This is a genomic window from Aneurinibacillus tyrosinisolvens (assembly GCF_001015055.1).
Lineage (GTDB): Bacteria > Bacillota > Bacilli > Aneurinibacillales > Aneurinibacillaceae > Aneurinibacillus_A > Aneurinibacillus_A tyrosinisolvens.
In genome coordinates this window covers 24113-34604 of sequence record NZ_BBWZ01000046.1, presented here as the reverse complement: position 1 = coordinate 34604, position 10492 = coordinate 24113, and the positions used below count along the sequence as shown (strand labels likewise).

General features: G+C 44.0%; 10 protein-coding genes and 2 pseudogenes. 5 read left to right on the top strand and 7 right to left on the bottom strand.

Features of this window, described 5'->3' with window-relative positions:
* Positions 1–78 precede the first annotated feature (78 nt).
* A complete protein-coding gene (locus MBEAL2_RS24455) occupies positions 79–663 on the top strand; it encodes a guanylate kinase (protein WP_047154850.1) in 585 nt (194 codons plus the stop codon).
* Positions 664–841: 178 nt separating this feature from the next.
* Here MBEAL2_RS24455 and MBEAL2_RS33245 read toward each other — a convergent pair whose 3' ends face one another.
* The 5 genes from MBEAL2_RS33245 to MBEAL2_RS24435 form a co-directional block, all read right to left on the bottom strand.
* On the bottom strand, positions 842–1801 hold the full coding sequence (locus MBEAL2_RS33245; RefSeq protein WP_052947984.1) for a helicase-related protein: 960 nt from the start codon (positions 1799–1801) through the stop codon (positions 842–844).
* 68 nt (positions 1802–1869) lie between these two features.
* A complete protein-coding gene (locus MBEAL2_RS33240; RefSeq protein WP_052947983.1) occupies positions 1870–3279 on the bottom strand; it encodes a DEAD/DEAH box helicase in 1410 nt (469 codons plus the stop codon).
* Positions 3280–3538: 259 nt separating this feature from the next.
* Complete coding sequence (locus MBEAL2_RS24445) at positions 3539–4495, bottom strand: tetratricopeptide repeat protein (RefSeq protein WP_047154849.1); 957 nt, start codon at positions 4493–4495, stop codon at positions 3539–3541.
* Entirely contained in the window at positions 4471–4770 is a 300-nt protein-coding gene (locus MBEAL2_RS24440) for a hypothetical protein (RefSeq protein WP_047154848.1), read from the bottom strand. The genes MBEAL2_RS24445 and MBEAL2_RS24440 overlap by 25 nt, the downstream gene beginning before the upstream one ends.
* Positions 4771–4772: 2 nt before the next feature.
* Entirely contained in the window at positions 4773–6125 is a 1353-nt protein-coding gene (locus MBEAL2_RS24435; protein WP_047154847.1) for a sigma-54 interaction domain-containing protein, read from the bottom strand.
* Between the two features lie 241 nt (positions 6126–6366).
* Between MBEAL2_RS24435 and MBEAL2_RS30650 the strand changes: the two are divergent.
* The 3 genes and pseudogenes from MBEAL2_RS30650 to MBEAL2_RS24425 all read left to right on the top strand — a co-directional run.
* Positions 6367–6591, top strand: a pseudogene (locus MBEAL2_RS30650) (N-acyl homoserine lactonase family protein); the annotation flags it as partial.
* Between the two features lie 56 nt (positions 6592–6647).
* On the top strand, positions 6648–7772 hold the full coding sequence (locus MBEAL2_RS24430) for a zinc-dependent alcohol dehydrogenase family protein (RefSeq protein WP_047154846.1): 1125 nt from the start codon (positions 6648–6650) through the stop codon (positions 7770–7772).
* A 22-nt stretch (positions 7773–7794) separates the two neighbouring features.
* On the top strand, positions 7795–9240 hold the full coding sequence (locus MBEAL2_RS24425) for an NAD-dependent succinate-semialdehyde dehydrogenase (RefSeq protein ID WP_052947982.1): 1446 nt from the start codon (positions 7795–7797) through the stop codon (positions 9238–9240).
* Positions 9241–9359: 119 nt separating this feature from the next.
* On the opposite strand, the pseudogene MBEAL2_RS33235 reads toward MBEAL2_RS24425, so the two are convergent.
* A pseudogene (locus MBEAL2_RS33235) lies at positions 9360–9461 on the bottom strand (transporter); the annotation flags it as partial.
* Entirely contained in the window at positions 9452–10006 is a 555-nt protein-coding gene (locus MBEAL2_RS24420) for a hypothetical protein (protein ID WP_052947981.1), read from the bottom strand. The gene MBEAL2_RS24420 and the pseudogene MBEAL2_RS33235, both read right to left, overlap by 10 nt.
* 155 nt (positions 10007–10161) lie before the next feature.
* Between MBEAL2_RS24420 and MBEAL2_RS24415 the strand changes: the two genes are divergently transcribed.
* Entirely contained in the window at positions 10162–10485 is a 324-nt protein-coding gene (locus MBEAL2_RS24415) for a winged helix-turn-helix transcriptional regulator (RefSeq protein WP_047154845.1), read from the top strand.
* The last annotated feature ends 7 nt before the right edge of the window (positions 10486–10492 follow it).

Here is a 10492-nt window from a genome sequence, read left to right as displayed (position 1 = left end):
GAAAACAATTTTGCTTCTTGTTCCTATTGATGATATGCTTTTCGAGGAGAGGATTAAAAAAAAGAGGGAGTTGTTAAGATGTTTAATTTAAACGAGCAATCTTACATTTTTGTATTTACGGGTCCTGATGGTGCCGGGCGTAAAACAGTTGCTGAAATGATTCATCGAAGCTTACATATTCCCCCTGTTATATCCTATACAACGCGACCGAAAAAACCGATGGAAGTCGACAGACAAGACTATTATTTTATTTCAGAAGAATCGTTTGCTCTTTCTGAAAAAAACAACGAATTCCTGGAAACGATTAAAATGGATGGGTATAGTTACGGACTCAAAGAAAAAGACATTGAAGAATTATTTGAAAATAACCGGAGCATCATCATGGTACTCAATGCTGAAGGGACAAAAACAATTAAAAAAATGTACGGCGATAGAGTGATTCGCTTCTTCATTTATGAAAATACCGATGTAGTAGAGGAGCGCCAGAAGCAGCGCGGGGACTCCCAAGAGGATATCTTACGTCATACTGCACATTACGAAGAGAACATGCAATACAAAGAAGAGTGCGAGCATGCTTACAAGAACTTTGACTCCTCACACACTGCGTTTGACATTACAAAGTTATTAGAAAATTATTTAGATGAAAAATTCCTTGAAGAATAATTTTATTTCAACTTTTGCATCAAGATGAGTTTGATAAAGCAGAAATAAAGCCGTTCCCGCTTAGGAAACGGCTGTTTTATTTAACTCGTCACCGTAGTATTTAGGAAATCCAACTGAAGAATTTCCTCTTTCTCTCCAATCTCAATATTCCACTGGCTTTTACTCTGCGAAAGTTGAATTATGAAAACCATCCTTCATCGGCAAAATCATAGCGTCTCCGATATCTTTGATTGTGGCACTTATTGCACATCGGATACTGATAATCCCAGGAAAGTTCACAACCGCAATGTTTGCAGGTTTTCTTAAACCGTTTGATGTCTTTTCTGAGCAGCTCGTGAATTTCATCACTAATCTGTTCCCGCACCCGCTCCCAGTAGTGAGCTTCCGTTTGTTTATTGAGCTTGTACAGGAACAACAGATGCAATCCTACCGCTTTGTAGGAAAGTTCCAACTCCTCGAGTGACCCGTGCTTCGTCTGTGGCTCGGGCAGCTCCTCATACCGAACAACCGCCTTCATCGTATCCTGCCATTGCCGTTTAAGTGTCGGCTCATTGCCTGAAAACGGCATATGCAGGTAGCCATACAAATCCATCAAAGAAAGGCGTTGTTCAACGTCTGTTCCCTTAATGCTATGATACAGTTCCTTCTCTTGCGAAAGGATCGCCTTTCGGGTTCCCTTCGGATTTTCAAACTTATTCCATAGCTCAAAGAAAGTTCCCAGGCTGCGGTGGTGTGTAAGAAATCGTTCAAAAACGCCTTTAGTGGGAGCAATCGTAAAAATCCGAACAGGCTCGTCTGTTTGGGATAGCAGCCGTCTCATACGCTTCACATCGCCGGAAAAAGCAACGTATCCTACATTATAGATTCCTTTGCGGCCCGCCCGGCCTGCAATTTGTTTCACTTCCTGTGAGGTCAAAGTGCGCCTGCGGCTGCCGTCAAATTTTTCATTTTCTAAAAAGACCACACGGCGAACCGGCAAATTTAATCCCATTCCAATCGCATCCGTCGCTACAATCACCTTGCTCTGGCCTTCGATAAACCGATGGATTTGTTTTTGCCGGGTTTCAGGGGGCATGCTTCCATAGATGACACTAACGTTATGCCCGTCCTTTTCAAGCTTCGCTGCGGTCTGCAGCACTTTGTTGCGGGAAAAACAAATGAGAGCGTCGCCGCGTTGTACATCCTTAATTTTGAACGGTTTATCTTCTACTTCAAGCGGAATGTCCCGCTTGTATTCCTTGATATGGATATCCGCCCCTGGAGAAGATGAAGCAGCATGCCTTTAATATTCCGGCTTCCAATAATATGAACTTCATTCGCGTTCGCCCTGGTAATGGCTTTGTACCAGGAAAACCCACGGTCCTTATCGGCGATCATCTGGGCTTCATCGATTACAATAACGTCGTAGTGATCTTTTTCATAAAACATTTCCACTGTGCAGGAGACCTTGGAAGCCCCTTCTATCTTTTTCTCTTCTTCCCCGGTTTTCAGGTCGCAGGGAACCCCTTCCTCATTAAGCTTTTCAAACACCTCAAGGGCGAGTAAGCGGAGCGGTGCCAGGTACATGCCGGAGGCTGCCTGTTTCATCCGCTCTAATGCTTGATACGTCTTCCCTGTATTCGTTTCACCAATATGAAGGTGATATTCAACGTGATGATCAATAGAGGAATCATATTCCCGCCCGAAGATATCCGCAATGATGCGTTTTTCTTCTTGCATTTTCCGCTCTATCTCCGCAAGTGCTTCCACTCTCCGGTGTTCTTTTTCTTCCTTGTGCTGTTTATAAAGTGCCTGCTGTTCTTCTAAAGAGAGGGAAAGAGCGGTGAGACTTAATAAATCAGACGTTCTTTCCTCACTCATTTCCTCTTCGAAGGTCCATTCAAGTTCGGAAAGTTCATCTGTAGCTATATCTTGCAAAGCTGTTACCGTCATGTCTTCAGCGTACAGTTCCTTATATTGTGCCCGCAGCGAAAGCGCAAGGCGCTCTAATAATACCCCCGATATTATGTTCATGATATCATTCTGGATAAGCGATTCATCGGCTGCATGCGGCGTTATTTCATCCGCTAATTTCCGGGCTGCTTCAAAACGCACTCTTATGTAGAGCGAATCCCAGTCGCTTTCTATGATATCGGAAACTTCGGACAGGATAGCTTCTTCGAGATGTTGTATCTTCCATTGCCGTTCACGTTCCAGGCGTGCCTTTTCCTGCCGTTCTACTTTTTCCTGGTGTCGCTTTTGTGCACTTATATACCTTTGTTTCCATTTTTCTTCCTCATTCAAATATTGACTATGTATCCATTGAATCGCATCAAAAGACGAATTGTCGTCGATTACATGTATGAATTGCTGATGGAGTGCCTTTCGGTTCATCTCCGCGGTTTCCATCCCTTTTTGTTCGAGATAGGATCGTTTAAACGTGTTTGAAAATCCGGTTTTTACTTGCTGTTCCCACACTTGCTTCCAAAGGTTCTGTAAATACCCCTGGTTTTCTGCCAGGTAATCCGCCAGCGAGGGAAGTTCCTTATTATTCTCAAGGAATTCATCTATATCAGCTTGAATCTTAGATTTGGTTCGATCCACTGCTCTTTCGCATACTCGTTCCCATTCGCCCATACTATTTGTCTCCTTGTACTTGAGGTATTTGCTCTAAACCCTGAGGCAATTTAATTATATCCAAAATTATCCAGAAATAAAACAAAAAGAGCGCCAACTTTATCGTTAGCGCTGTCCATATGATGCTTAAACATATTTTATCTAATTTTGCTTCGAACGATCTGATTTTTCTCTTGTTGACCAGCTTCTAAACTAATTGATGTTCCACTTATTATACAACTTTAAAAGCTTGAAAAGGCTCTCTTTTCGCTACTGTGAGTTAGAGAACAAGTTGCAATTCATCCCGCAGGGCCGGCAGATTTGGATACAATTGTAAAAGCGAAGTAATATATTGCTCCCATGACTGCTTGTCCTGCAGAATTTCAAGGTAAATTTTCTTTATTTTTTTAGTATACTGTGCCGCTTTTCGGTAATAAGTTCTTTGCTTTTCGCTAATATAAAACGTTACATATTTCTTGTAAAAGCTAATCATCTCTTGCGGATACAATGGAATCAGCACTTTGTCGTATTGACTTGGATAATTCCACTTATTAATATGAAGCGAGTCTGTCACATATAATAATACTTTTTCGTACCTCTTTTCGTGAAAGTCAATTTCCGCTTTGATATACCCTTCCGATCGAGAACCAATCTGTTCGTATAGTTCCTCTTTAAGGCTTGGCCTTTGGGCTGCACTGGCGTATGAAACAATTTTCTGGTAAAGGGTATACGACGGATCCTTTTGGAATTGCTGTTGCAACAGTGACAATGCTGCCTCTCGATTTTTTTGTTTATTATAATGTTCGAAGAGATAATCATACAGTTCGCCTGTTCTGCCTTTTCCCTTTTCAATCCCTTCTTTGATGATGTCAAAAGCCTTTTCTTCCTGCCCTTTTTTTATTAAGAAAAGCGCATACTCGTAATAGTCCTTTCCATATATCAGACTGGCTGCCCGTGCTTTTTCATAGGATTCGTCATCATGCAGTTTGTCTCTTTGAATTTTCATCACAAGCGACTGATTGTATGAGCTGTTGGAAGACACGAGATAATCTATCATGCGCTGCCAGTCTTCCTCTTCTTCTACTATGTCAAATAACCAGTCCATGATGGTGTCTTCGAGACCGGAATTATTAATGAGGTATTGCGGCATAAGCAAGTCAATACATTCCTTAAGATACGTTTTCGGGATTTTATTATCCATAAAAAGGTCGGCTAGCACTTCAAAACAGCCGTACACTTCGTTTTCTTCCTCTTCACCCCACCCCCGTATGTATTGAAATCATCAATTAATTCAATAAGCTCGCTCAAGATTTGCCTGTACCTTTTTTCATATGTGCTATTACTCTTCTTACTGTTGAAATAACCTTTCTGTTCCAGAAATATAAAAGCTTCTTCAGTGTTTTCTATGCTGTTAGAAATAAGCTGGGTAACCAATTCAAGTAAATCTGATTGGTTTACGCTTTGTAGTTGGTGTGCAACTTCTTGCTTCAATTCGTTACTTGTTCGTTTCATTGTTATTGTTCCTCCCACCTTTTGAGTTTTTTAATTAATGTTGAATGATCAATTCCTAAATATTTCGAGGCCTGTCGAAGTGACGAGTGGTTCATCAGCGTGTCTCTAACAATTTGCTTTTCAATCTGTTCCATTCTTTTTTTCAAATTCGACATGGGTTTGTGGAGTGAATACTGGATTCGGTATGGCAGGTGATACGGCTCAATACGTTCATCCGGTACCGACGTCACAACATTCTCCATTATATTTTTTAACTCGCGGACATTTCCCGGCCATTCATATTCGTTAAGACATTGTTTCGTCTCCTGTGTCATTTCTTTTCGAATTTTAAACTTCTGGCAAAAATAATCAAAATAGTGTTCAACAAGAATTTCTACATCTTCCCTCCGCTGACTCAAGGGGGGAATCTGGATTTCGACAACTGAGATCCGGTAATACAAATCTTCTCTGAATTTCTTCTGTTCCGTTAGCGCAGTAATGTTTTGATTGGTAGCACTAATGATGCGAATATCCACCGAAATCGCTTCTGTTCCGCCAATTCTCCTTATCTTTTTTTCCTGGATCGCGCGCAATAGCTTGACCTGGAGTTGAAGCGGCATTTCGCCAATTTCATCCAGCATGAGTGTTCCTTCATTTGCTAATTCCAATAGCCCAATTTTCCCTTCGCGGCGCGCTCCGGTAAAAGCACCGGATTCATAGCCGAAGAACTCTGATTCTACCAGCGTTTCCGGGATCGCTCCACAATTGACTTTAATAAAAGGCTTATCTTTTCGATCGCTCAAATGATGAATAAGATTGGCGAGCACTTCCTTCCCCACACCGGAAGGCCCTGTTAACAAAACACTTGTAGGGAAAGGGGCAACCTGCTCGATTTTCTCATAGATTCTCTGCATGCTCATGCTTTTGAATAAGAATTTGGTTTCCTCTTGATCGGTTGTGAAGGAAAAACGGTAGTTTTGCATTTGAGAAAAGGTTTTCGCTTTGCTTAATTCATTTTGTAATGTGTTTAATTCGGTTACGTCTCGTACACTCGTAACAATCATTTCGATATTTCCTGCAGCATCAAACACCGGGTTTCCGGTTGCAATGACTTCCTTTGTCTGTTTGATATTTTGCAGGAGAGAAATCTTTCTCTTTTCCTGCAGCACTTGAAGAGAGACGGATTGGTTAATATACCCCTCCTGTATTAAGTCTTGCATATGCCGCCCGACAAGGACTTCACGGGGAAAACCCGTAATCTGTTCATATGCTTTATTTACAAAAAGAGTAACACCTTGACGATCCACTACATAAATGCCATCTGTGGAAAATTCAAGAATCGCCATCATCTGTTCCTTGTCCAGAGTACGTATCATCCTGCGCCTCCTCTACGTCAAATGAAGCGGTGAATTTTATCACCTGTGCTGAATTTTTTCACCACTCCTAAATTATGAAGGTAAATTTGCATTCTGTAAACCCTTACACTGCTTTTTGGTGAAATCTTTCACCATCGATGTAGGGTGGGTACACGTCCAACGCTGATTATCCCTACATTTGTGTGTTGGCATCGGAATTGCATTGTTTAATCTATGGGCGTGAATCCAGTAAATTCAGGAGGATGCCTGGATTAAAAACCAGCTTCAATGGCAGACCGTAAAACGGGACGAGGACTTCCTTGAACTCGCTTCCGGCATCCGTGTCCTGAACTTCGGAAGCGGCCATGCGTGGGGCATGCTCGGATTACAGGTTCAATTGCCTGAAACAGGCGGAATTATCCTCGCCTCAGATGCTATTTATACAGCAGAAAGCTTCGGCTCCCCTATTAAGCCGCCTGGCATTTTGAGAAGTTTATCAAGTCAACCGAAGGATATTACGAATAAATAACAGGAGGAGTAACTATGAAAATACGTGCAGCCGTACTTCATGAATTAGGATTGCCTGCCCCCTATGCAGAAAGCCGTCCGATTAAAATCGAAACATTAGAATTAGACCCCCCCGGCCGCGGGGAAGTGCTCGTTCAAATTAAGGCAGCGGGTCTCTGCCATTCCGATTTATCCGTCATCAACGGAAACCGGCCCCGTCCGATGCCAATGGCATTAGGCCATGAAGCGGCCGGTGTTGTTGTGGAAGCAGGAGAAGGAGTTACCGACTTACAGCCTGGTGATCATGTCGTTTGCGTCTTCGTTCCAAGCTGCGGTCATTGCCTTCCGTGCCAGGAAGGCCGTCCTGCGCTTTGTGAACCAGGCGCCGAAGCCAATACAGCCGGGACCTTATTAAGCGGGGAGCGGCGAATCCATCTGCATGAAGAGACAATTCACCACCATTTAGGCGTTTCCGCTTTTGCTGAATACGCCGTTGTTGCCAGAAACTCCGTGATTAAGGTAGACCCCGAGATTCCCTTTGACAAAGTTGCCGTTTTCGGATGTGCAGTCATTACAGGCGTCGGAGCTGTCGTAAATACAGCCCAGATCGAAATGGGAAGCACAGTCGCCATTATCGGGCTCGGCGGTGTTGGATTAAGCGCGCTGCTTGGCGCTGTAACAGCAGGCGCAAGCCGGATTGTAGCGGTAGACGTCAATGATGCAAAGCTAGCCCAGGCCCGTGAGTTAGGTGCCACCGATACGTTTAACTCCAGGGATCCTGAGGTAATTTCTTTAATTAAGAGTGCCACAGGCGGCGGAGTGGATTACGCGTTTGAAACTGCAGGTGTAGTCCCTGCGATGAATGTGGCATATGGAATTACCAAACGTGGAGGCACAACGATAACAACGGGACTGCCTCACCCGGATCACCACTTCTCTTTCCCACAGGTAACCTTAACGGCTGAAGAACGCACGCTTAAAGGTTCCTATGTAGGAAGCTGTATACCTTCCCGGGACATCCCTCGTTTTATCGAACTGTATAAACAAGGCCGTTTGCCTGTCGATAAATTGCTGACAGACACCCTGTCCCTGGATGAAATCAATGAAGGGTTTGATCGATTGGCCAGAGGAGAAGCCTCCCGCCTTGTCGTTGTATTCTAATTCTTAAAAAAGGGGAAAAAACATGGCAATTTCAGAGAATTACCCATTATTTATTGGTGGAAATTGGATTGATAAGCAAGAAAAGTATGACGTACTCAACCCTGCTACAGAAGAAGTGATTGCCCGGGTTCCCAATGCGGGACCGGAAGAAATGAAGCAAGCTGTTGAAGCTGCTGTTAATGCGCAGGCAGCCTGGGCTGACACCGTTGCATCTGAACGGGCCAGGATCCTTTCAGATGCAGCTAGATTGATGCGGGAACGCACGGAAAAGCTCGCTGAGATTATGACGATAGAAGAAGGAAAGCCTCTCGCTGAAGCCCGCGGGGAAATCGCCTATGCGGCTTCGTTCTTAGAGTGGTTTGCTGAAGAAGCCAAGCGTATTTATGGAGATACCATTCCTTCGAACTCTAGAGATAAAAGAATTCTGGTAATCAAACGCCCTGTTGGGGTCACAGCAGCCATAACGCCATGGAACTTTCCGGCGGCCATGATTACGCGGAAAATCGGACCTGCTTTTGCTGCAGGATGTACAATGATTGTAAAACCTTCAGAATTGACCCCTCTATCTGCTCTGGAAATTGCAAGGATTTTTGAGGAAGTCGGTCTTCCAAAGGGCGTACTATCCATCATCGTTGGAACGGAGCCGGCCGAGTTAACACGCGTCCTCATGGATGATGTGCGTGTTCGTAAAATTTCATTTACCGGTTCCACTTCCGTGGGAAAGCTTCTGATGAAGCAAGCAGCGGATACAATGAAACGAGTGTCTTTCGAATTAGGCGGGCACGCTCCGTTTATTGTATTCCCGGATGCAGATCTGGATGAAGCCGTTTCCCACGCGGTATTAGCCAAAATGAGGGGCATGGGAGAAGCATGCGTCGCTGCCAATCGTTTCTATGTACATGAGGAGATTTTAGAGGTGTTCACGGAGAAATTTGCTTCCCGGTTAGAGGCGATGAAGGTTGGGAACGGCCTTGAGGAAGGAATCTCGGTCGGGCCGCTGATTGAACCTTCTGCTGTCCGAAAGGTAGAAGATCATGTGCAGGATGCAGTAGCAAAAGGGGCGAAACTCGTCGTAGGCGGAGAACGGACGGGCCAGGAAAAAGGCTACTATTATCCCCCTACCCTCTTAACGAATGTTAATGAGGAAATGAAAGTAGCCCATGAGGAAACGTTTGGGCCTGTCGCTGCCATTCTTCCCTTTAGCACAGAAGAAGAAGTAATTCAAAAGGCAAACAATACGAATTATGGATTAGCCGCTTATTTCTTCACAAGAGATGTCGGTAGAATTTTCCGTCTTGCTGATCAGTTAGAGTATGGAATCCTGGGGGCGAATGACGGTATGCCTTCAACGGCTCAGGCCCCATTTGGGGGCATTAAGGAATCCGGGTTGGGACGTGAAGGAAGCAAATATGGGATCGAGGAATATCTCGATATAAAATATGTTTCTCTTGGCGGTATAACGAATTAATTAACCGGTTTAAAGTGTAAATTACTTTACCGTGAAAAGGGCTTTATCCCATGATACTTGTCCGTAGTCATTCACCGCCCAAAAAAGCCAGTCTATTTTTTAGACTGGCTTTTCTTTTTTTACAAAGCGATCTTGACTTCCGCATCCATACCAGGCAGCACCTTGGCTGACGGATTTTGAACTGAAATTTTTACCGGCACTTTCTGCGTTACTAATGAATGGCGTTTTGCCTGTATATAAACCAGCCAAGTATCGGTGCAGCGACAGCCCCGATAAAGTTGCGAATCGAATGCAGAGAAGCGGAACGAAGCGTTGCTTTATGAATATCACCGGCAAGTGCTGTGCCCAGGGCTCCTGATATTAGCACCATACCTACTCCCCCACCGAGGCAAGCCATTTGTATATACAACGTATTCATAGAAGCTTCCGCTCCGATTGTTCTCCATTGAATGCTCACAAAAATAACCGCAAGGGACCCCAGAATGCCCAGCACACCTGCGCCCAGCCTGTCATAAAACAAGGTGCTGAACATAGCAGCTGCTACGATCCCTATGAAGAACCATAAATAAAAGTAGGACAGGTACAGGAACGGAGGGTCTATAATGGTTCGCAAAAATCCATTAATCCCTGCAATGGCAATAATGAGCGCAACGTGGGAAGAGATAGCCATAATCGTTCCGGAAACAGGTTTCGCTGCCCATAATGAACCTATCGGCACAAGGGGATTCTCTGCACGCAAATCGACAATTACGAATGCCACGAGCAAAATCAGGGCCAGTAGAAGGAAGGGGAAAACATGGATCGATGTAAAGCCCGTTTCCTGAACTTTTTATTCTTAACTAATTTTATGTAAGTATGCTAACTTCAAACACTTACCTTTGTCAAGTAACTATGGTAAAATAAATAAAAAGAGGTGAGAATATGAAACATCTTCCTACATTATGCCCGAAATTTGAGGCCGCCTTTACACTTCTAGGAAAGAAATGGACAGGCCTAATTGTTCAATCCCTGCTTAGCGGCCCGAAGCGCTTTCGAGAAATAGCGGACATGATCCCAAACATGAGCGATCGGATGCTCGTTGAGCGATGTAAAGAACTGGAGCAAGAAGAGATTTTGGTTCGGCACGTCTATCCTGAAACACCGGTGCGCATAGAATATGAACTAACAAAGAAAGGAAAAGGGTTGAAGCAGGTAATGGATGCGGTTCAGGACTGGTCCGATCAATGGATGGAACGAAAGGAATAGATATCGT